Annotated in this window: 23 protein-coding genes and 1 pseudogene; 3 read left to right on the forward strand and 21 right to left on the reverse strand. The window is 43.3% G+C overall.

From position 1 onward, the window contains the following. Positions 1 to 799 precede the first annotated feature (799 nt). From rplQ to DRB05_RS03390, 18 genes are all read right to left on the reverse strand, one after another. A complete protein-coding gene (gene rplQ, locus DRB05_RS03305) occupies positions 800 to 1,198 on the reverse strand; it encodes a 50S ribosomal protein L17 (RefSeq protein WP_128725676.1) in 399 nt (132 codons plus the stop codon). 39 nt (positions 1,199 to 1,237) lie between these two features. After that, entirely contained in the window at positions 1,238 to 2,224 is a 987-nt protein-coding gene (rpoA, locus tag DRB05_RS03310; protein WP_010378288.1) for a DNA-directed RNA polymerase subunit alpha, read from the reverse strand. A 24-nt stretch (positions 2,225 to 2,248) separates the two neighbouring features. Next, on the reverse strand, positions 2,249 to 2,869 hold the full coding sequence (rpsD, locus tag DRB05_RS03315; protein ID WP_017218390.1) for a 30S ribosomal protein S4: 621 nt from the start codon (positions 2,867 to 2,869) through the stop codon (positions 2,249 to 2,251). Between the two features lie 21 nt (positions 2,870 to 2,890). Continuing rightward, entirely contained in the window at positions 2,891 to 3,277 is a 387-nt protein-coding gene (rpsK, locus tag DRB05_RS03320; RefSeq protein WP_010378285.1) for a 30S ribosomal protein S11, read from the reverse strand. A gap of 13 nt (positions 3,278 to 3,290) precedes the next feature. Then, complete coding sequence (gene rpsM, locus DRB05_RS03325) at positions 3,291 to 3,647, reverse strand: 30S ribosomal protein S13 (protein WP_010378282.1); 357 nt, start codon at positions 3,645 to 3,647, stop codon at positions 3,291 to 3,293. A gap of 131 nt (positions 3,648 to 3,778) precedes the next feature. Further along, positions 3,779 to 3,892, reverse strand: a complete 114-nt coding sequence (gene rpmJ / locus DRB05_RS03330; RefSeq protein ID WP_002959476.1) for a 50S ribosomal protein L36 — start codon at positions 3,890 to 3,892, stop codon at positions 3,779 to 3,781. A 22-nt stretch (positions 3,893 to 3,914) separates the two neighbouring features. After that, positions 3,915 to 5,243 (reverse strand): preprotein translocase subunit SecY, encoded by a 1,329-nt coding sequence (gene secY / locus DRB05_RS03335; protein ID WP_010606805.1) that lies wholly within the window; start codon positions 5,241 to 5,243, stop codon positions 3,915 to 3,917. 11 nt (positions 5,244 to 5,254) lie between these two features. Beyond that, the gene (gene rplO / locus DRB05_RS03340; protein WP_128725677.1) at positions 5,255 to 5,689 is read right to left on the reverse strand and encodes a 50S ribosomal protein L15; all 435 of its coding nucleotides are present in this window, start codon (positions 5,687 to 5,689) and stop codon (positions 5,255 to 5,257) included. A gap of 4 nt (positions 5,690 to 5,693) precedes the next feature. After that, positions 5,694 to 5,873 (reverse strand): 50S ribosomal protein L30, encoded by a 180-nt coding sequence (gene rpmD / locus DRB05_RS03345; RefSeq protein ID WP_010378276.1) that lies wholly within the window; start codon positions 5,871 to 5,873, stop codon positions 5,694 to 5,696. Positions 5,874 to 5,879: 6 nt separating this feature from the next. Further along, positions 5,880 to 6,386: a 30S ribosomal protein S5 gene (gene rpsE, locus DRB05_RS03350; RefSeq protein ID WP_010606806.1), complete on the reverse strand. Its 507-nt coding sequence runs from the start codon at positions 6,384 to 6,386 to the stop codon at positions 5,880 to 5,882. Positions 6,387 to 6,395: 9 nt separating this feature from the next. Then, the gene (rplR, locus tag DRB05_RS03355) at positions 6,396 to 6,746 is read right to left on the reverse strand and encodes a 50S ribosomal protein L18 (protein WP_010378271.1); all 351 of its coding nucleotides are present in this window, start codon (positions 6,744 to 6,746) and stop codon (positions 6,396 to 6,398) included. 9 nt (positions 6,747 to 6,755) lie between these two features. Further along, complete coding sequence (gene rplF, locus DRB05_RS03360) at positions 6,756 to 7,286, reverse strand: 50S ribosomal protein L6 (protein ID WP_102057674.1); 531 nt, start codon at positions 7,284 to 7,286, stop codon at positions 6,756 to 6,758. 13 nt (positions 7,287 to 7,299) lie between these two features. Further along, positions 7,300 to 7,692, reverse strand: a complete 393-nt coding sequence (rpsH, locus tag DRB05_RS03365) for a 30S ribosomal protein S8 (protein ID WP_010378266.1) — start codon at positions 7,690 to 7,692, stop codon at positions 7,300 to 7,302. A gap of 20 nt (positions 7,693 to 7,712) precedes the next feature. Beyond that, complete coding sequence (gene rpsN, locus DRB05_RS03370; RefSeq protein WP_095728862.1) at positions 7,713 to 8,018, reverse strand: 30S ribosomal protein S14; 306 nt, start codon at positions 8,016 to 8,018, stop codon at positions 7,713 to 7,715. Between the two features lie 10 nt (positions 8,019 to 8,028). Beyond that, positions 8,029 to 8,568 carry a 50S ribosomal protein L5 gene (rplE, locus tag DRB05_RS03375; protein ID WP_010378262.1) on the reverse strand — a complete coding sequence of 180 codons (540 nt, stop codon included), beginning with the start codon at positions 8,566 to 8,568 and terminating at the stop codon, positions 8,029 to 8,031. A gap of 15 nt (positions 8,569 to 8,583) precedes the next feature. Next, positions 8,584 to 8,898, reverse strand: a complete 315-nt coding sequence (gene rplX / locus DRB05_RS03380) for a 50S ribosomal protein L24 (RefSeq protein WP_010378260.1) — start codon at positions 8,896 to 8,898, stop codon at positions 8,584 to 8,586. Between the two features lie 10 nt (positions 8,899 to 8,908). Beyond that, a complete protein-coding gene (gene rplN / locus DRB05_RS03385) occupies positions 8,909 to 9,277 on the reverse strand; it encodes a 50S ribosomal protein L14 (RefSeq protein ID WP_010378257.1) in 369 nt (122 codons plus the stop codon). A 382-nt stretch (positions 9,278 to 9,659) separates the two neighbouring features. Further along, complete coding sequence (locus DRB05_RS03390) at positions 9,660 to 10,499, reverse strand: polysaccharide deacetylase family protein (protein WP_128725678.1); 840 nt, start codon at positions 10,497 to 10,499, stop codon at positions 9,660 to 9,662. A 167-nt stretch (positions 10,500 to 10,666) separates the two neighbouring features. On the opposite strand from DRB05_RS03390, the gene DRB05_RS03395 reads away from it, so the two are divergent. Beyond that, positions 10,667 to 13,219 carry a serine/threonine-protein kinase gene (locus tag DRB05_RS03395; protein ID WP_128725679.1) on the forward strand — a complete coding sequence of 851 codons (2,553 nt, stop codon included), beginning with the start codon at positions 10,667 to 10,669 and terminating at the stop codon, positions 13,217 to 13,219. Positions 13,220 to 13,223: 4 nt separating this feature from the next. On the opposite strand, the gene DRB05_RS03400 is transcribed toward DRB05_RS03395, so the two are convergent. After that, positions 13,224 to 13,745, reverse strand: coding sequence for a hypothetical protein (locus DRB05_RS03400; RefSeq protein WP_128725680.1), 522 nt, complete (start codon positions 13,743 to 13,745; stop codon positions 13,224 to 13,226). A 252-nt stretch (positions 13,746 to 13,997) separates the two neighbouring features. Here DRB05_RS03400 and DRB05_RS22885 point away from each other — a divergent pair. After that, positions 13,998 to 14,288 (forward strand): annotated as a pseudogene (locus DRB05_RS22885) (tetratricopeptide repeat protein); the annotation flags it as partial. A 209-nt stretch (positions 14,289 to 14,497) separates the two neighbouring features. Here DRB05_RS22885 and DRB05_RS03410 read toward each other — a convergent pair. Both DRB05_RS03410 and DRB05_RS03415 read right to left on the reverse strand, forming a co-directional pair. Further along, complete coding sequence (locus tag DRB05_RS03410) at positions 14,498 to 14,959, reverse strand: hypothetical protein (protein WP_128725681.1); 462 nt, start codon at positions 14,957 to 14,959, stop codon at positions 14,498 to 14,500. A 229-nt stretch (positions 14,960 to 15,188) separates the two neighbouring features. After that, positions 15,189 to 17,132 (reverse strand): AsmA family protein, encoded by a 1,944-nt coding sequence (locus DRB05_RS03415; RefSeq protein WP_128725682.1) that lies wholly within the window; start codon positions 17,130 to 17,132, stop codon positions 15,189 to 15,191. Between the two features lie 199 nt (positions 17,133 to 17,331). On the opposite strand from DRB05_RS03415, the gene DRB05_RS03420 reads away from it, so the two are divergent. Continuing rightward, positions 17,332 to 18,498 (forward strand): hypothetical protein, encoded by a 1,167-nt coding sequence (locus tag DRB05_RS03420; protein WP_162847780.1) that lies wholly within the window; start codon positions 17,332 to 17,334, stop codon positions 18,496 to 18,498. Positions 18,499 to 18,665: the final 167 nt, after the last annotated feature.

Consider the following 18,665-nt stretch of genomic DNA (forward strand, 5'->3'; position numbering starts at 1 on the left):
TCTTTATCAGAAGTTTCGAACTTAAGTTTTACTTGACGCTAACTCGCTGCTGCTTTGCTTTTCAGCGTAGCGCCCCGCGTCAGTGGGGTCGCATTATAGGGCGATCCGATTTTAGTGCAACCCTTTTTTTAAAGAAAATTGAGAAAAAACGTTTGTTCGAGCAAAAATAAAGCGAAACGTCCATAAACCGCACGAAATGATGATTAAATCGACCTTCATGATGTCATTTTATGGCAGCTCTATATAGTTAACGCACTACCTGACACTATAGCCCCCCTATTTATAGCCACAGTATTGTGGCACTTATTCTGCTTAGATGTTTACGTGATTAGCTCATCGACACTCACCATAAGAGATAACTAAGGTCTTCTAGTAACCAGAGCAGTTTATTCACTAAGTTTTGGCAAATCTGCACATTTATACCAGTTGTATTAAGTAAATGATCTATCTTGAAGCGGGGAAATAGCTTTAGTAGCAAGGCAAAAATTTTGCTATTTAGTTGTTCTAAATGAGAAATTTTTAACGAAGCTAATATGCTATTTCACCCTTCAAATTGATTAGATAATTAATTCAATTGGTATTAAATATACCCAATCAAAGCTTGAACTTAGATAGTGCTTGGTGGGAGGTTAATTTTGTAGAGTTTGAGTATTAAGGTGTGGGTCTACTTACTTCTGTTCATCCGCATCTTTACGAAGAGAATCTGTAGTTTAAACCTAAGAGAGATTGTACTGTGCGGGTTATGAAAAAGAAAAAGCCGAGCTGTGCTCGGCTTTTTTTGTGTCTTTAATAAGACTAATTACTCTGCAGACTGTGCGTCTTCTTGAACTTCTTCAGCCGCTGGGCGATCTAGTAGTTCAATGTAAGCCATTGGTGCATTATCACCTGTACGGAAGCCACACTTAAGAATACGAGTGTAACCACCTGGACGATCCGCGAAACGTGGACCAATCTCAGTGAACAATTTACCAACTACTTCTTTATCACGCGTGCGAGCAAACGCTAAACGACGGTTTGCTACGCTGTCAGTCTTAGCCAGTGTGATTAAAGGTTCAATTACACGGCGCAGCTCTTTTGCTTTAGGCAAAGTAGTTTTGATGATTTCGTGCTTCACCAAAGAACCAGCCATGTTGCTAAACATCGCTTTGCGATGGCTGCTGTTACGGTTTAATTGACGACCACTCTTACGATGGCGCATGACCCTATCCTTCTAACTAAACTAATATAGTAACTTAGATTACTCAGCCAGACTTGCAGGTGGCCAGTTTTCCAGGCGCATGCCCAGAGAAAGACCACGTGAAGCTAGCACGTCTTTAATTTCAGTTAGAGACTTCTTACCAAGGTTTGGTGTTTTCAGAAGCTCAACTTCAGTACGCTGTACTAAGTCACCGATATATTGAATTTGCTCGGCTTTCAGACAGTTTGCAGAACGTACAGTTAGTTCTAAGTCATCAACTGGACGAAGTAGAATCGGATCGAACTCCGGCTTCTCTTCTTTCTCTTCTGGCTCAGAAACATCACGTAGGTCTACGAATGCATCTAATTGCTCAGCAAGGATTGTTGACGCACGGCGGATCGCTTCTTCAGGATCTAAAGTGCCGTTCGTTTCCATATCGATGATTAGTTTATCTAAGTCTGTACGCTGCTCAACACGAGCTGACTCAACCGAGTACGCAATACGCTCAACCGGGCTGAATGATGCATCTAGCAACAAACGGCCGATTGGGCGCTCATCGTCATCAGAGGATAAACGACTAGACGCCGGTACATAACCGCGACCACGCTCAACACGGATGCGCATGCTGATTTCGCTATTGTCAGCAGTTAAGTGACAAATAACATGCTCAGGGTTGGCGATAGTCACATCTCCGTCGTGCTGGATATCAGCCGCAGTCACAGGGCCTACACCAGACTTAGTCAGGGTAAGGAAAACTTCATCTTTACCTTCTAGAGATACCGCTAGACCTTTAAGGTTTAACAGAATTTCAATGATGTCTTCTTGTACGCCTTCTTTCGCGCTGTACTCGTGCAATACGCCGTCAATTTCAACTTCTGTCACAGCACAACCAGGCATAGATGAAAGAAGTATACGACGTAGAGCGTTACCTAGTGTGTGGCCGAAACCACGCTCTAGAGGCTCTAAAACTACTTTAGAACGCGTTGAGCTTACAGCGTCGATATCGACTAATCTTGGTTTTAGGAATTCGGTTACAGAACCCTGCATTTTATCCTCTCTTAACTCTTAACTTTACTTCGAGTAAAGTTCGACGATTAGTTGTTCGTTAATGTCCGCAGACAGATCAGAACGCTCTGGTAGACGCTTGAAAGTGCCTTCCATTTTCTTACCGTCAACTTCAATCCAAGTTGGCTTTTCACGTTGCTCAGCCAACTCTAGAGCAGCGATGATACGCGCTTGCTTTTTAGACTTCTCGCGAATTACTACTACATCTTCAGGAGTAACTACGAAAGAAGGGATATTAACAACACGACCATTAACCATAATCGCTTTGTGGCTTACTAGCTGACGCGCTTCAGCACGTGTGCTTGCAAAACCCATGCGATATACAACATTGTCTAGACGTTGCTCTAGAAGCTGTAACAAGTTTTCACCTGTGTTACCTTTAAGGCGAGCAGCTTCTTTGTAGTAGTTACGGAATTGCTTCTCTAGTACACCGTAGATACGACGAACTTTTTGCTTTTCACGTAGCTGTAAACCGTAATCAGATAGACGACCTTTACGTGCGCCGTGCTGACCAGGTGCTGTTTCTAGTTTACACTTAGAGTCAATTGCTCTTACGCCGCTTTTAAGGAACAGGTCAGTACCTTCACGACGACTCAGCTTGAGCTTAGGGCCCAAATATCTTGCCATGTTCTTTCTCCTAACCTATTGTTATACGCGACGTTTCTTCGGTGGACGACAACCATTGTGTGGAATTGGCGTCACGTCAGTGATGTTAGTGATACGGTAACCAGCAGCATTCAATGCACGAACAGCAGACTCACGGCCTGGACCTGGACCTTTGATGAATACTTCTAGGTTCTTAAGACCGTACTCTTGTGCAGCAACACCTGCACGCTCCGCAGCAACCTGTGCAGCGAATGGAGTAGACTTACGAGAACCACGGAAACCTGAACCACCTGCAGTCGCCCAAGAAAGAGCATTGCCTTGACGGTCAGTGATGGTCACAATCGTGTTGTTGAAAGATGCATGAACGTGAGCCATGCCGTCAACAACCTGCTTTTTGACCTTTTTACGACGAATTGGTGCTTTTGCCATAACTTACCCCACCTTATTTCTTGATAGGCTTGCGAGGACCCTTACGAGTACGCGCGTTAGTCTTAGTACGCTGACCACGTAGTGGTAGCGAACGACGGTGACGTAAGCCACGGAAACAACCAAGGTCCATAAGACGCTTGATGTTTAGTGTAACTTCACGACGAAGATCACCTTCAACAGTGTACTTGCCAACTTCTTCACGAAGGATGTCAAGTGTTTCGTCATTTAGCTCGCCGATTTTAGTAGTTTCAGCGATACCTGTCGCAGCTAAGATCGCCTTAGCGCGAGTTTTACCTACACCATAGATGCTTGTTAAACCGATAACAGCATGCTTATGATCAGGAACGTTAATGCCTGCGATACGGGCCACTAACATATCTCCTATAAATAAACTTGATTATCATCTTGCTGGAAAGCCCGTATAGGATACCCAACCGACATTCAAGTTTTACCAAAGAAACAGGCTAAGTAAAGTTACTCAGCCTGCACGACTTAATTTGCTTAGCCTTGCCTTTGCTTGTGCTTTGGCTCACTGCAGATCACACGTACAACACCTGCACGCTTGATTACTTTGCAGTTACGGCAAATTTTCTTAACGGAAGCACGTACTTTCATTACTCAACTCCGTAAACTGACCTTAACGGCCGTAGCCTTTAAGGTTCGCTTTTTTCAGCACAGAATCATATTGATGTGACATCATATGAGTCTGTACTTGTGCCATAAAGTCCATGATGACAACAACGATAATCAGAATCGATGTACCGCCGAAGTAGAATGGCGTTTGCCATGCCATAGTCATAAACTCGGGCACCAGACAGATAAAGGTTATATACAAAGCACCTGCCAATGTCAGGCGTGTCATCACTTTATCAATGTATTTAGATGTCTGCTCACCTGGACGAATGCCTGGAATAAAAGCGCCAGATTTTTTCAGGTTATCTGCTGTCTCACGCGGGTTAAATACCAACGCAGTATAGAAGAAGCAGAAGAAGATAATAGCCGCAGCTAATACCATCGCATACAGTGGTTGACCTGGAGTCAATACTGCTGAGATAGCTTGTAGCACATCAGCGACCGGACCTTCACCTTGGCCAAACCAGCTTGCTATTGTACCAGGGAACAAAATGATACTGCTAGCAAAGATTGGTGGAATAACACCCGCCATGTTAACTTTTAGTGGTAAGTGCGTGCTTTGAGCAGCAAATACCTGACGACCTTGTTGACGCTTCGCATAGTTTACAACGATACGACGTTGACCACGTTCGAAGAACACAACTAGGTAAGTTACAGCGAATACGATTACCGCAATCAATAACAATGCTAAAATATGCAGATCACCTTGGCGCGCCATTTCTGCTGTCGAACCAATTGCAGACGGCAGGTTAGCTACAATACCAACAAATATTAGAACTGAGATACCGTTACCGATACCACGCTCAGTGATTTGTTCGCCCAACCACATAAGGAACATCGTTCCCGTGACTAAGCTCACTACAGCTGTGAAATAGAAGCCGAAGCCTGGATTCACAACTAGGCCTTCCATCATATTAGGTAGACCAGTAGCGATACCTATCGATTGGAATGTAGCAAGCACAAGCGTACCATAACGCGTATACTGGCTGATTTTCTTACGCCCTTGCTCACCTTCTTTCTTAAGCTCTATCATCGCAGGATGTATGTGCGTTAATAGCTGCATAATAATCGAAGCCGAGATGTACGGCATAATACCTAGCGCCAATACCGATGCACGCTCAAGCGCACCACCGCTGAACATGTTGAACATCTCAACAATGGTGCCCTTTTGTTGCTCGAAGAATTCGGCAAGTACAGCGGCGTCAATCCCAGGGATTGGCACAAAAGAGCCCAGACGGTAAATAATGATAGCACCCAATACGAATAGTAATCGGCGCTTCAGTTCCGCAAGCCCACTTTGTGCACTTTGCATATCTTGACCTGGTTTAGCCATAGCGTACTTCCTTAGTCTTCTACCTTGCCTCCGGCAGCTTCGATAGCTTCGCGTGCACCTTTAGACACTTTCATGCCTTTAACAGTAACAGCGCGTGAAACTTCGCCAGATTTTACAACTTTTACGAACTGGATGTTCTTTTTAACGATACCAGCTGCCTGTAACGCGTTTAGATCTACCACATCGCCTTCAACTTTAACGATTTCGAATAGATTCACTTCTTTAGACACAAGAGACTTGCGTGAAGTGAAACCAAACTTAGGTAGACGACGTTGCATAGGCATTTGACCGCCTTCGAAACCAACGCGTACTTTACCGCCAGAGCGTGATTTTTGACCTTTGTGACCACGGCCACCAGTCTTACCAAGACCAGAACCGATACCACGGCCAACACGCTTACCAGCTGTTTTTGAACCTGCAGCAGGTGAAAGTGTATTCAAGTTCATCGAATTACCCCTCAACCTTAACCATGTAAGAAACTTGGTTGATCATACCGCGAACTGCTGGCGTATCTTCTAGCTCAACAGTGTGATTGATACGACGTAAACCAAGGCCACGTAATGTAGCTTTATGCTTCGGTAAACGACCGATTGAGCTACGTACTTGAGTTACTTTTACTGTGTTTGCCATGGTGTCTTACCCCAAGATTTCGTCAACGCTAAGACCACGCTTCGCAGCAATACCTTCTGGAGAATTCATATTCTCTAGCGCTGCGATAGTTGCGCGAACGATGTTGATCGGGTTAGTTGAACCGTATGCTTTAGATAGTACGTTCTGTACACCAGTTACTTCTAGTACTGCACGCATCGCACCACCTGCGATGATACCTGTACCTTCAGATGCTGGCTGCATGTATACTTTAGAACCCGCGTGGCGACCCTTGATTGGGTGCTGTAGCGTGTTACCTTTTAGTTCAACAGTGATCATGTTGCGACGTGCTTTTTCCATTGCTTTTTGAATAGCAGCAGGAACTTCACGTGCTTTACCATAACCAAAACCTACTTTACCAGCGCCATCACCAACTACTGTTAGTGCAGTGAAGCTAAAGATACGACCACCTTTAACCACTTTAGACACACGGTTTACCGCGATTAGCTTTTCAGCCAATTCAGGCTGTTGTGCTTTTGCTTCTACGTTAGCCATTGTCTACTCCTAGAATTGCAGACCGGCTTCGCGCGCAGCATCAGCTAGCGCCTTCACACGGCCGTGATATTTAAAGCCACTGCGATCAAAAGCGATTTTTTCAACGCCTTTGTCAGCTACGCGCTCAGCGATTGCTTTACCAACTGCTTGAGCCGCTTCGATGTTGCCTGTGCCTTTAACTGTTTCAACAATTGCTTTTTCAACAGTAGAAGCAGCAGCCAGTACATTACCCTCAGCATTGATTACTTGAGCGTAAATGTGACGTGGCGTGCGGTGGATAACAAGACGTGTTGTGCCTTGTTCGATAATATTTCTACGAGTGCGCTTAGCACGACGTAGACGAGCTGTTTTCTTATCCATCGTCTTACCTTACTTCTTCTTAGCCTCTTTACGACGCACGTGCTCATCAGCATAACGTACACCTTTACCTTTATAAGGCTCTGGTTCACGGTATGAGCGGATGTTAGCAGCTGTTTGACCAACTAACTGCTTGTCTGCGCCTTTAACAACAATTTCAGTCTGGCTTGGAGCTTCGATAGTGATACCTGTTGGGATCTCGAAGTTCACTGGGTGAGAAAAGCCAAGGGTTAAATCTAATGTATTACCCTTAACTGCCGCACGGTAACCAACACCTACTAGCTGTAGTTTCTTCTCATAACCATCGTTAACACCAACAATCATGTTGTTGATTAGCGCGCGTGCAGTACCAGCTTGAGCCCAAGCATTAGCAACTTCACGAGGAGCTGTAGTGATAACGTTGTCGTTTAGTGAAACTTCAACCGCATCGTTGATTGTGCGAGTTAATTCACCGTTCTTGCCTTTAACTTTGATGTCCTGGCCGTTAATTGTAACTTCAACACCGGCAGGAACATTGATTGGAGCCTTCGCTATACGAGACATAGTTCCCCTCCGATTAAGCTACAAAGCCAATGATTTCACCACCAACGCCAGCGGTACGCGCAGCGCGGTCTGTCATCAGGCCTTTAGAAGTTGATACGATAGCGATACCTAGACCACCCATTACCTTAGGTAATTCGTCACGTCTCTTATAGATACGTAGACCAGGGCGGCTAACACGCTGGATGTTTTCGATTACAGCTTTGCCTTCGAAGTACTTAAGTTCGATAGTCAATTCTGCTTTTACGTCACCAGATACTGCGAAGTCAGTGATATAACCTTCGTCTTTAAGTACCTTAGCTACAGCTACTTTCAGCTTTGAAGTTGGCATTGAAACAGATACCTTCTTCGCAGACTGACCGTTACGGATACGTGTGAACAAATCCGCAATTGGATCTTGCAAGCTCATGTCTTACTCCCGTGATTCTATTACCAGCTAGCCTTTTTAAGGCCAGGAATTTCACCGCGCATCGCTGCTTCGCGAACTTTGATACGGCTTAAGCCGAACTTGCGAAGATAACCATGAGGGCGGCCCGTGATGTTACAACGATTACGTTGACGTGAAGGGCTAGAATCGCGTGGTAAAGACTGTAGCTTTAACACTGCATCCCAACGCTCATCATCAGATGCATTAACATCGCTGATGATAGCTTTTAACGCAGCACGCTTTTCAGCATACTGAGCAACTAATTTAGCACGTTTTACGTCACGTGCTTTCATTGAATTCTTTGCCATAACCCTACCCTTACTTTTTGAATGGGAAGTTGAACGCTTCTAACAACGCACGGCCTTCGTCATCTGTTTTCGCAGAAGTAGTGATTGTGATATCCATACCGCGAACGCGGTCTACTTTATCATAATCAATTTCTGGGAAGATGATTTGTTCACGTACGCCCATAGAGTAGTTACCGCGACCGTCAAAAGACTTTGCGCTAACACCGCGGAAGTCACGAATACGTGGCATCGCGATAGAGACTAAACGCTCTAGGAAATCCCACATACGCTCGCCGCGTAGGGTTACTTTACAGCCAATTGGGTAACCTTCACGGATCTTAAAGCCAGCAACTGATTTGCGTGCTTTAGTCACTAGAGGCTTCTGACCAGAGATTGATTCTAGGTCTGCTACTGCGTTTTCTAGAATTTTCTTGTCAGCTAGGGCTTCGCCCACACCCATGTTAAGTGTGATCTTTTCGATCTGAGGGACTTGCATGACAGAGCTGTAACCGAACTTCTCTTGAAGCTCTTTTACCACTTTGTCTTTGTACACTTCATGCAGTTTCGCCATCGTCTACTCCAACTATTAAATAGTTTTACCGGTAGACTTGAAGAAACGGACTTTTTTACCGTCTTCAAATCTAAAACCTACACGATCCGCTTTGCCAGTTTCGGCATTGAAAATCGCTACGTTTGATACGTCGACTGACGCTTCTTTCTCAACAACACCGCCAGCTTGCTGTAGTTGTGGTACAGGCTTCTGGTGTTTCTTGATGATGTTAACGCCTTCAACAAATACTCGGCCAGTTTCAGTAACAACTGAAAGCACTTTACCGCGCTTACCTTTGTCTTTACCGGCTAGTACGATTACTTCGTCATCACGACGGATTTTTGCTGCCATGATCGACTCCTTATAGTACTTCTGGTGCTAGTGAAACGATCTTCATGAACTTTTCAGTACGAAGTTCACGAGTCACAGGGCCGAAGATACGAGTACCAATAGGCTGTAAGTTATCATTTAAGATAACAGCCGCATTGCTATCGAAACGGATTAAAGAGCCGTCTGGACGACGTACGCCTTTTTTAGTACGCACTACTACTGCGTTTTTAACATCACCTTTCTTCACTTTGCCGCGAGGAATCGCTTCTTTAACAGAAACTTTAATGATGTCGCCAACCGCTGCGTAGCGACGGTGCGAACCACCAAGGACTTTTATACACTGCACTTTGCGAGCGCCGCTGTTATCAGCAACGTCCAGCTGAGTTTGCATTTGGATCATCTTAATGACCTCCGGTGTAGTTACAACTCGCCTAGATTTCGTTCAAAATCAAGGCATTTAGGTTAAATTCCACTCAAAAAACTGTGATTATGTCTTTCAAGGGCGGGCAATTGTACCAGCAATGTCGCATCAAAGATAGTTCAATTTTTAATTAATTTAACGCGTTAACATGACGTACCAATTACAGTTTGGGGATATGGCGGCAAGTAATCGACAATTCAACCACTTGCGCATATATTGAACAAATTTAACAGCGGAAATTTTGTTTCGATTATTATTTACTCAGATGCTTTGAGTAAAAACATCTCGAATTTTATATCTGAGAAACTCAAAATTTAATCAAAAACGATATTTAAAGAAAATAGTCGAGATAAATCTCGACCTACGGCTCTCTTTTGCTTTTGATGTAATCACCCACATTGCTTACGGTGTCTAGCCAATAACCATTTTTAGGGTCCTGTAAATAAGGAATAAGCTGGTCTAACATTTTGGTATCGACGGTGTACATGCCTTTTTCACCCACTTCATGTCCAGCAAGGATGATCCAACTGTTATTTGCCCTAAGATGCTCCAGCAGCCCTTTTAGTTCTTCAAAGCTAACGCCGTCCATCCTGATTCCGGTGAGTTGCGCAAAGTCAGTATAAGTTGGGTGGTTAGCGGTTTCATCTAACCACGTACGGCCACTGTCAAAGTGCTTCGCAATCACCGGTACATAACTTTTTACTTCAGCGCCGCGACCAACAAAGGTATTACCACAAGGGTATGCAAAGCTTCTGGGGGTTACGCCCAAATGCTTTTCAATATATTTTGTGGTGCTTACTACATCGCGTTCCATGTAGGCCAAATCAACTTGTTCCAGCCCTTTGTCCTTTTCCCTTAGCCAGGCAAAGTTACCCGTACATAAGTGTTCACTGGTGTGATTACCTATTTCATGCCCCTGCTTCACCGCGGCTTGCCACAATCCGAGCTTTTCCTCCACCTGTGATGGCATAACATAAAATGTGCCTTTCACCTTATGGCGATTAAGTAACGGCACTCCCACCTCAACTTGACTTGGCCTTGCATCATCAAACGTAAGGCTTATTGCGTTACGAGCATTATTAGGATAATTAAAGGTTTGGTTGCTATCAGCCGCTATACTAGAAGTATTTACGAGCAGAGCGCTTGCCATCATGGCAGCCAAACTGAAGTGAGAAACTAAGTTAGAAGATAACTTTGCCATTTGTTTGTCCTTATTGTTATTTATCCTTATAACCTATATGAGGCTGTGAGTATGACAAAGTGTTAAATTTTCAACTTGTTATTTGCGACTAAGGCCAACGCAAATGGTACTAATTTAGTATTTTTAGCGATACACTAATCCCAATAATAAAAGAGAAAGACAGCGCTGTGTTGAAGTTAGAAGAATACTATCAGGACGTGATCTTGCTCGCCGAAGGCGGAATGAGCAAAGTGTACCTTGCTACCGACAAAAAATTAGGCCGCCGAGTAGCGGTAAAGGTGATATCACTAACTCAGCACACGCAATCAGATGCACTCAACGAAGCCCGCCTGTTAGCGCGTTTTAACCATCCAAACATAGTACAAATTTATGATGTATTTGAAAGCGCTGGGCAAATGGCTTTGGAAATGGAATATGTGCAAGGTGCAACTTTACAGCACTACACAAAAACACACGTATTAACTACCGAGCAAAAAGTCGAGCTGCTAAGTCATATAGCCGATGGGCTGGCCTCAGCTCATGGCCAGAACATTCTTCATTTAGACTTAAAACCTGGCAATATACTGGTTAATGAACAGAGCGTAGCCAAAATTGCCGACTTTGGTATTTCACAATTAGAAGACAACCAAGCCTCTCGTCCACATACCAGTTACGGTAGTCTCACAGCAATGTCACCAGAGCAGCTTCGTGATGAAACGCTAGACAGTCGCAGTGACTTATTCTCATTTGGACTAATAGCCTATCAACTGTTAGCTGGACATCATCCTTATTTCGAACAAGCTGACGATGGCAGTGACAAATCTATTGCTGAACAGATCAAGTTCCAGCCGTTAAAAGCCAGTGCTAAACGTATTTTAGATATTCCCCCTGCACTGGCACAGCTCATTGATCGCCTATTGCAATATGACAAAAGCGCTCGTCCAAGCAGCGCGAATGAAGTCAGTCAGCAGCTAAAGCAAATTTTACAAACCTTTAGCTACGATAACAGCGAAGCGACACTGTCACTTGAACAAATAGAGCTACGAGATCGAGCCAAAGAGAAAGCCAAATCACGTAAAAAGCAACTAGGTATTACAGCACTTTTCACCTTTTTAGTTTGCTTAGCCGTTGGTGGATACTGGTACTGGCAGGAAACCAAGCCAAAGATCTATATTGCAGCGCTACCGATAGAATTTATTGGACAAGGTGATATACCAAATTCACACAAGCAGATAGTAAAGCAAACAGTTGAAGACGCCATCTATCAGTTTCTCATTACAAGTAAAGACTATGAGCCAGTTTCAAAGAAAGAAGTAGAACAAACGCTTGCATCTTTAGGTCCAACCGCGAAGCCTTCAGATATTTCTCATTCTTTACAAATAGATAAGTTATTCATTCCGACAGGTGAATGTAATAACTACAGCTGTACCATCCAGCTAGAATTGATAGGTAAATCAGGGAAAGTAGTTGAGTTTTCAGAGCGGATCACTGTGATAAATACGCAAATTTCTGCAACTTTTATTTCCATCTCTCAAGCATTATCCAAAGCACTGGATATCACTGATACTTCAGAGCAATTGATGGACGACAATTTTAATAATGCATATTCAACCCTGATAGAACAATTACACCAAGAAAACACTGTCAATATCAATTTAATTAATCAACTTAGGGAATTCATTAGGACATACCCTAAGCACTTTTCCCTCTACACGACTTATACCAAAGGTAGCCTCAGGCTATATAATCGAACTTTAGAGATGAAGATCATAAACGATTTACAAGAAGTATTGGATTCAAGCCCTCGAGAATATAAAGAGACTTTGGACTACCTAGCAAATAGGACCTCGCTACTTCTGTTGCTAAACAAGAAAGACGATATTGAGAAACTGCTGAGCGGTTACAAAGGTGACAACAGTAACTCATACGAATTGCTAAACCTAAAAGGTAGCATATATCAAAAATTAGGCCGCTATGACCAAGCGAAAGCAGCATTTAATAAAGCATATCAGCTCAAACCTACCTTGGTTGTGCTAAGGAATCTAGTGAAAATACATGCAATATCTGGGAGCTTCTCTGAAGCGCTTCATTTCGCAGATAAAGCATTATCAATAACTCAAAAAGATCATCAGCTCATCAAAATTACCGCGGATATTTCACTAATCACAGGTAATCTTAATAGGTCAATTAAACTCTACGAGACGCTAGTAAAATCTGATAGTAATAACGCAAACTATTTAACAAACTTAAGCACGGCCTTGAGTTTAATAAAGGAACAAGACTTATCCCTAGATTACGCAACTAAGGCATATAAGATAAATGAGCAAAGAGCTGATATTGTACTCAACTATGCTGATGCCTTAGCTCTAGCTAACAAAAATGCAGATCTCACCTACATGAAGGTGATAGAACTTTTAGACACCCCAAATAAACCAATTGATAAGTTAATAAAAGCCCAGGCTCTAGCGCATCTCGGTTATAGTATTGAGGCGCTAAAATTGATTCAACTCGTAAAATCAGAAGCTCCAGAGTTATATGAGCTGCCTTTTGTAAGCGCCCTTATCATGACCTTAATAGGGGATGAGAGTTCAGCAATTATACAAATAGAAGCTAGCTTGGATTCAGGCTGGGCAGTACAGTTTTTTAATTTGAAGTGGTTTGATCCGTTGTGCGGAATAGTTGAGTTTCAGAATCTGCTGGAGAAGCACAACTATTCAGAGCGCTGTCGCGCTCTGAATTAGAGCTTTAGTTTGGCTCTGTATCTTCGATAACAATCGTTGGATCTTGAGAGAAATAGCGCATTTGTGAATCATTCTTATGCTTTGCTATGAGTCGATAAGCAACCTTAAAGTTATTGTTAGACTGCAAAGGGATTGCAAACCCAGAGTCTAGGTGACCCGCCATTTCCTGAGCAGCACCCTCTAGAATCGTTTTAGACGATTCAATGCTACTGATACTTACAATCATACTACGACCATCGTTAGCAACAATGCTGCTCACTTGATAGTTAAAGTTGTCTTGTGCATTAACAAATAGCGTACCGTTATCACCGAATTGCCAACCGCTATCAAAGCTTCCAGAGTCAAGTTCATAATATAAGTTAACCGACTTTCCTGATAACTCAGAAATGTCTATAACAACTTCTTCTACATCCTCGTGTTGAAGGTTAGTGATTTTCCAAGGGGCAGTTTTCGCCGCCTCTTCAGAGTGTTCTACAGGTGGTAAAAAACCAGGAGTAACTATATAACTGAGCGACTGTTGTGTCATCTTTAATATCCTTCGTTTGTTTGCAGAGCTATTCGCACTTAATATAAGCACATCAGCTGCACCAATACCATTACAATAGGTTACAGCAAGCGAAGCGACTACAGTGATTCACCAAAACCGAAACCATAATCAGCAGGCTCAACTCGATGAGAAGTACTATAAAGTCATCCGCAATGCAGCCTCGCTCAATATGAAGCAAACAAACTCTACTAAGCTCTAGTTAAGCGCTCATATACAAGTACGGCTAACTCTAATAATTATGCCATTGTATTGATGCTCTTAGGTGATTTAGAACGGGCACTAGAGTTTGCTGAACGAGCCTCTCAGTTGGCGCCCAGCAATGTAGAAATCTTACTTAACTACGCAGACATTTACTCACAAATGGGTGAGAAGGTGAAAGCCAGTGAAGTGTATCAGCAAATTTTAGCCAGTGCTCCAGCAAGCCAAGTTGAAGTCGTACGCATTCAAACTTTGGCACACCTAGGTCGGAACCAAGAGGCATTAATAGCAATTGATGAATATTTGGCTGAGTATCTCGATTAAGCTGAAGCTTTTTACGTAAAATCGTTAATTCAAACACTGATAGAAGAAAAGTATTCCGCGATGGCTTCACTGAAAAAAAGCATTGATTTAGGCTGGAGCCCGACTTTTTATCGCCTGTCATGGTTCAGGACATTATGCCACTCGCCATCACTTGAATTAAGAATTGGCATAGAACATTTTACCTATCTGTGCCAAGTGCAAATTACGAATTAGGCTGGAATATCTGGGTTGTCAATTATCACCCTTGGATCTTGAGAAAAATAGCGCACGGCACCATTTGCAGAATTATTTTGAGCAACAAGTCTGAACTCAATATTTGAGCTGTTATTCCTCACTAGTGTAACAACCCTCGCGCCGGGGTTAGCTGAAAGCCCTTTGAGATCATTTTCACTTAGCGTATTCGCAACATTCAATGCCTCAATCTTCACCTCAACTGTTAACTCATCTTTTAATGTGCTTGTAAGGTTATAATTGAAGTTATCTTGCGCCTCGATAAAGTAAGTACCGTTTTCAGCAAAGCTCCAGCCAGCTTCATCGGTAACGAGCTTATAGGTTAGAACAGCGCTTTCACCCTGAGCTAATTTAAGTTTAACTGGCTTATCATCATATATCCAGTTGCCCTCAGCTTTTGGGGTCACCGTGTATTCGAGCAAATAAGTAGGTGTACTCATTATTTTATCCTTCCTTTGTTTGTAGAGCTATCCGCATCCATTTAAGCACATGAATAGCAGTAATACTATTGCTGTAGATTACAGCTTATAGGCATAAGCTCACTATAACTGCATATAGATAATTAACTCGCGATGAATATAGAACAAGGGCTACCATCGGCAAGCCCTTGTTAAGCTGAAATTGATTTAAAACAAGCAGATGAGCTGTTTATTGAAGCGTCATAAAGATCTATCCACCAAACAAACCTTTAAGTTTGTCTTTTACCTTATCCTTAACCTTGTCTTTGGCTTTGTCTTTTGCCGCTTCTTTTAGGTCTAGGCTAGTTTCAACTTTGTGGAATGGGCCTTTGATACGCACCGGAATTTTAAAACCGGTACTGTCATCGCTACTGGCTTGCCCTTCAATGGTATCAACAATTCCAGTCACCACACGGTAATCAACTAAAGTTTGTGGTAAATTAACGGTGCCCTTGCCTGTCACTCGTAGTAACGGGCTTGCCAACGAGAAGTCATCGTTTTGACCTACGCCTTTGGTAAAGACAAAGGTGCCAGTCATGGCTGAGAAGTCGGTTTTTTGATCCGGGTCGAAATTAGCATTGAGTCCTTGCGATACCGAAGAGAAATCGCCTTTGAGCATCTCTTTGCCCTTACGGATCATCTCAGCAAGGTTTGCGCCTTTTACGCCACCATCTTTGAACTCAAAACCTAATTTACCATCAAGAGCATTCACAAATTGCTTTTGACTGACACCTTGTGTGTTTAACGCCCAATTAAGACTACCTTTACCCAATACTTTGTCAAAACCAATGGCATCGGTCAGTAGTGGCTCAGCGTTAATTGCCGTTAATGCAAAGTCAGTACTGATGGCATAAGGTTTTGCTGCTGCATTTACAACGACCTTACCTTTACCCTGGCCTTCATAGGCTTGGAACTTATCTAGGCTCAGTGTCGCCTTACCTGAGTTAAGTACTAAGCTGATTTGGTTTTCGCCAAGCTTAATTTCTCTCGCACGTAGCCCTGTTGAGGTGATCTTCACATTCGCATTGAGGCTATTAAGTGCTGACAAATCAATTGCAGTGTCATCCCACACGATAGGCTGTGCTGGTGCGTCTTCTGGCTCAGGTTGCGTTTGTGGCTTTTCCACAGGCTCTGGCAAATAAGGGTTAAGATCTAACATGCCAAGGTCAACGCTCGCGGTAATATCAGGCTTACCTGAGAGGGTGACTTTACTTTGACCTTTTATTACCAATTCGTCCAAGGTTGCCTCTAAGGCATTGAGAGTAAAGACTTGCCCTTGCATCGTCATTTTAGCGTTTAGGCCAAAGTCGTTGAACGCATTTTCTTTGGCTTTTAGGTCAACACCCTGCCACTTAGCTAGCGCTTTTACCGAGTCGCCAGTCAAGGCTAATTGACCGCGAATGGTTTTACCTTGCTCTGCAATTTCACCTTTATAGTCAAGGTTGAACAGCGCTGATTTTACTTGTTGTTCAACATTAAAGGTTTCACCTTCGATCGCCTTTGCGGGGTTATCGAGTGTAGTAACTAGGTTAAAAGTTTGACCTTGAAAAGTCAGCTTACCGTCGACTTCTAATGGTTGGTACAGTGACGATAGCATCACGCTAATGTCTAAATCAGTTACCTGATATTCAGCGCCTGTCACACCATCAAGATAAGTCACCGAGCCACCATAAATCGCCACTTCGCCAAGGCTAACATCTAAGCCCTCCGGTAACTGCATATTACCTTTTGAGCTGGTTTGCGCCGTTGGCGTGTTTTCTGCACTGGTGGGTAGCAACTGCCAATTAGCATTACCTTGTTTGTCAGTTTCTAGGATAATTTTAGGATTATTGATCACAAAGCGCTCAAGCTTAGCTTCACCAGACAACGCACTTAACCACGGAATATGCACAGCAAGTTGCTCCATGGCGAACATATCTGGGCGACTGCCCGTTGCCATGTTGGCAAATCGCACTTGGTTTAGCTCAATGTGCAGCGTTGGGAAAATACCGATGTCAGAGTCGCCATCAATCGACAGTTTTCTACCTGTCACTGACTCAACCTGTGACGTGACTTGGTCAATAATTGCCTGCTTAGGGATTAAAAAAGGGGCTGCGATAACAAGAATAATAATAAGCGCGACAATGGCGCCTACGATTTTAACTAGCCGGTTCATTGCTTTTCCTTCGTAAGGCTTGGTTCTCTTTATGATAACGGCTGTAATCGAATATACCATGAATAAAGGCAAATAATTTGTACCGAGCGATTGCAACCTTTTGACTAATCGGTATGATCCTCGCCCTTGCCAGTTTTTAGCGTCATTAGCTATATTTTACTGGTTGGTTTATTAATCAAACTTGGAGTATCTAACCCGCATGAAGAAACTGCTCATATCACCGTCAAACATGGCCTTGGGCGAACAAGAAAGTCAGATTTATCAAAATATCCTCAAACAGGCCACGGAGATCAGCCTTAATCTGATGGCGGTTAAGGTGGAAAATCACCCTGAAGATTTTCTTGGTTGGTGTTATGAACTGCTTGATGTGGCGAAAAATCGTATCAATTTTGATTTACTGGATGACCATCAATTACCCACAGTGAAAAAGCTACAAGATCTGCTCATCGCAGCGATTAGCTATTTACAACTCAAGACGTTGCGCATTGCGCCTTGGCCTATGGTGACTGCATTTATTACCAGTCACAAAGAAGTGATTGCACTAGATGAGCAATTAAAACTGATTGAATACCTTAAACCAATGCGCAGCACTCCACTTAAAGACATGATCAAAGAAGATCGTCTCGCCTTTAGCGGTAAGCATGCTGCAAATTTAGATACCAGCGTGTATCAGTTTGACGTGGAGTGGTTTGCCTCCACCAAAAGTGCAAAAGGCTTTCACCAGTTATTAGACGACCTTCCGGGTGCTTTTGATGAAGCGCTAGCCGCAATCCCGGCAGAAGGTGACGTAACGCTCGAACATTACCAGTCATTTATGGTGGGGTATTTAAGTGCCTTTTCTGGCAGCGAGGAAAAGCCAACGCTTGCACCAGCCACTCGCCTATTAGCAATGCGTCGCCCAGATGTGTTCACACCAATAACCTCGAGCAAGCTTGACGCTTTATGCCAAGCGCTTGGTGTTGCTAAGCTAAACAATCGCGATTTTGAGCGTTACTGGACCGATGTCGTCAGCACCATTAAAGCAATGCCATGGTATACGATGGCTGCACCTGTTGATGAATTTGAAACACAACTTGCTGAAATTAAAGCGCTGCTACCATGCCTTTTTTATTACGCGGATAAAGACACCGCCACTAACTCCAATTACTTTAAGCTACTGCATAAGCCTAAGCGCACCGGCACCAGTGGTGGCAAAAAGACCGTACGCCGCGGTAAAGAATCTGCAGAAGTGTTAGTCGACCGAGCCCTTGCGGATGAGTCTATTCCAGAGCATATTCGCGCCAAACGTGACTCTATAGTCGCTGAAGTAGAAAAAGGCCGCAGTGTTGATGAAACCATCAGCCTAATGCGCACCATCTTTGGATAACTAACCTAAACTTCAATAACGGCTAGCGCAATCCATAGCTTGCATTAATACTGTGCAAGCTATGGTACTTTGCACCAGCCATGTGCAACATTTATGCAAATCACTCTGCCCTACTTTCGAAACACAGAAATTAAATTCCAATATTTTTAATAACATAAAATAAATTC

The sequence above is a fragment of the Pseudoalteromonas sp. A757 genome (assembly GCF_004103285.1).
GTDB classification, from domain to species: domain Bacteria; phylum Pseudomonadota; class Gammaproteobacteria; order Enterobacterales; family Alteromonadaceae; genus Pseudoalteromonas; species Pseudoalteromonas galatheae.

What these genes read in the sequence shown, in the direction of transcription:
- rplO (WP_128725677.1), bottom strand. Translation starts at nt 5,689, where the DNA reads ATGAACTTGAATACACTTTCACCTGCTGCAGGTTCAAAAACAGCTGGT.
- rplF (WP_102057674.1), bottom strand. Translation starts at nt 7,286, where the DNA reads ATGTCTCGTATAGCGAAGGCTCCAATCAATGTTCCTGCCGGTGTTGAA.
- rpoA (WP_010378288.1), bottom strand. Translation starts at nt 2,224, where the DNA reads ATGCAGGGTTCTGTAACCGAATTCCTAAAACCAAGATTAGTCGATATC.
- rpsN (WP_095728862.1), bottom strand. Translation starts at nt 8,018, where the DNA reads ATGGCAAAGAATTCAATGAAAGCACGTGACGTAAAACGTGCTAAATTA.
- rplQ (WP_128725676.1), bottom strand. Translation starts at nt 1,198, where the DNA reads ATGCGCCATCGTAAGAGTGGTCGTCAATTAAACCGTAACAGCAGCCAT.
- rpmD (WP_010378276.1), bottom strand. Translation starts at nt 5,873, where the DNA reads ATGGCAAACACAGTAAAAGTAACTCAAGTACGTAGCTCAATCGGTCGT.
- DRB05_RS03400 (WP_128725680.1), bottom strand. Translation starts at nt 13,745, where the DNA reads ATGACACAACAGTCGCTCAGTTATATAGTTACTCCTGGTTTTTTACCA.
- rplX (WP_010378260.1), bottom strand. Translation starts at nt 8,898, where the DNA reads ATGGCAGCAAAAATCCGTCGTGATGACGAAGTAATCGTACTAGCCGGT.
- rpsK (WP_010378285.1), bottom strand. Translation starts at nt 3,277, where the DNA reads ATGGCAAAAGCACCAATTCGTCGTAAAAAGGTCAAAAAGCAGGTTGTT.
- rplN (WP_010378257.1), bottom strand. Translation starts at nt 9,277, where the DNA reads ATGATCCAAATGCAAACTCAGCTGGACGTTGCTGATAACAGCGGCGCT.
- rplR (WP_010378271.1), bottom strand. Translation starts at nt 6,746, where the DNA reads ATGGATAAGAAAACAGCTCGTCTACGTCGTGCTAAGCGCACTCGTAGA.
- secY (WP_010606805.1), bottom strand. Translation starts at nt 5,243, where the DNA reads ATGGCTAAACCAGGTCAAGATATGCAAAGTGCACAAAGTGGGCTTGCG.
- rpsD (WP_017218390.1), bottom strand. Translation starts at nt 2,869, where the DNA reads ATGGCAAGATATTTGGGCCCTAAGCTCAAGCTGAGTCGTCGTGAAGGT.
- DRB05_RS03420 (WP_162847780.1), top strand. Translation starts at nt 17,332, where the DNA reads ATGAAGAAACTGCTCATATCACCGTCAAACATGGCCTTGGGCGAACAA.
- rpsH (WP_010378266.1), bottom strand. Translation starts at nt 7,692, where the DNA reads ATGAGCTTGCAAGATCCAATTGCGGATTTGTTCACACGTATCCGTAAC.
- rplE (WP_010378262.1), bottom strand. Translation starts at nt 8,568, where the DNA reads ATGGCGAAACTGCATGAAGTGTACAAAGACAAAGTGGTAAAAGAGCTT.
- DRB05_RS03390 (WP_128725678.1), bottom strand. Translation starts at nt 10,499, where the DNA reads ATGGCAAAGTTATCTTCTAACTTAGTTTCTCACTTCAGTTTGGCTGCC.
- rpsE (WP_010606806.1), bottom strand. Translation starts at nt 6,386, where the DNA reads ATGGCTAACGTAGAAGCAAAAGCACAACAGCCTGAATTGGCTGAAAAG.
- DRB05_RS03410 (WP_128725681.1), bottom strand. Translation starts at nt 14,959, where the DNA reads ATGAGTACACCTACTTATTTGCTCGAATACACGGTGACCCCAAAAGCT.
- DRB05_RS03415 (WP_128725682.1), bottom strand. Translation starts at nt 17,132, where the DNA reads ATGAACCGGCTAGTTAAAATCGTAGGCGCCATTGTCGCGCTTATTATT.
- rpmJ (WP_002959476.1), bottom strand. Translation starts at nt 3,892, where the DNA reads ATGAAAGTACGTGCTTCCGTTAAGAAAATTTGCCGTAACTGCAAAGTA.